A 1,319-nucleotide genomic window follows, 5' to 3' on the forward strand; every position below is an offset into this window, starting at 1 on the left:
CGGGGGCGGCGACCTGCCAGTCGACGATGCGCACGACCGGGCTGGACCCGTCGGGCTTGCAGGAGACGTAGACCGAGCGGGCAGCGAGAGCGCGGTGGTAGAGCGAGCGCTGGTGGGCGTAGCGCAGCGCGTCGGCGATCTGGCGAACGAGCTCGAGTCGGGTGTCGGGGGTCAGTGAGGCGCCGTGGGTGGCCAGATAGGCGTCCAGGCGCAGGTCGGAGGCGCGATGGTTGAAGAGGATGGCCGGGCCACCCTGGTGGTCGCGGAACTCCCGGGCTTGGGCGATGCCGCGGTGGCTGATGCCTTGGAGGACCTGGTACTCGCGCCGGGCTGCTCGTTCGACCGAGTTTCGGGTCTCCGCGGTTGCCTGGAGGCTCACCAGGTAGACCCGGACGCGGCCCTCCTCGCGGATGGGCTGCTCGCGGATGGCGAGACGGTCCTCCCACGTGGGGCCGCCGTCGAGGGGGCGCCCGGCGAGGTTCCAGCCGTCACCAAAGCTCAGGTGGGCAGTGGATGCCCGAACGCCGATCCTCTTCATGAGGTCGGGCAGCGCCCGTGCCAGGTCGAGTCGCTCGCGCCGGGCAGCCTCGGAGTCCCGCTGCGGGGGCAGGCCGAGGAAGTCCTGCCAGATCCGGGGCAGGCCGCTGGCGCCGTCGTCGCGGCCGTAGACGTTGGTCTGCTGGACGGTGTCGAGCTCGGATCGCAGGCTCGGAGCGGACAGGAACACCGCCGGGGAGACAAACGGGATGCGGACACCTGTGTGGGAGGTCTGTGCGGCCCAGGTCAGCCGGGCCCGCAGTTCCTTGGACTTGAGGTCGGTCAGGTGCAGGGGATTGTTGATCGTGCGGACCCGGTCGGGGCCGTGGAAGTTCCAGGTGCTCCCGTTGTTGACGAGACGCCCCGGGTGCGCCTTGAGCTCCACGAGGAACAGGCCGCGCGGCACGAGGATGAGCAGGTCGCACTCGTTGGTGCGGCCCGAGGCGGCCGTGAACGAAAAGGTCGCCCAGGCCCGAAAGGGCTCCGCCTGCGGCATCAGCGCCTTGACGTGGTCGAGCGCCTCCTGCTCGTGCGGGAACGGAGAGGGGCGTTCCTGGAACCAGCGCTGCACGCGAGGCGGTGCAGGCTTTGGTCGACGCGCCCCCGAGTTGCCGTCCTTGCCCGCTGCCGACACCCCTGTGCCCTCCCTGGTCCTTGCTGCCCGGCCGCGGACGAACCATGGCCTTCTCCACGGCCTTGACCCTATCGGTCAGGGCCGACGGGTGGAGGCGTGTAGTCCTTCTCGTGATCAATCGGGCCATGGGTCACGGCGGGCTGTCGCC

At 70.4% G+C, this 1,319-nt stretch carries 1 protein-coding gene; it reads right to left on the minus strand.

The window, feature by feature from the left end; all coding sequences use genetic code 11:
• Positions 1–1,108, minus strand: a 1,108-nt coding sequence (locus tag MCM47_RS40895) for an NERD domain-containing protein (RefSeq protein WP_238951848.1), incomplete at its 3' end; no start/stop codon positions are given.
• Positions 1,109–1,319 lie beyond the last annotated feature (211 nt).

This window comes from Kitasatospora sp. A2-31, assembly GCF_022288725.1.
Classification (GTDB): Bacteria; Actinomycetota; Actinomycetes; order Streptomycetales; family Streptomycetaceae; genus Kitasatospora.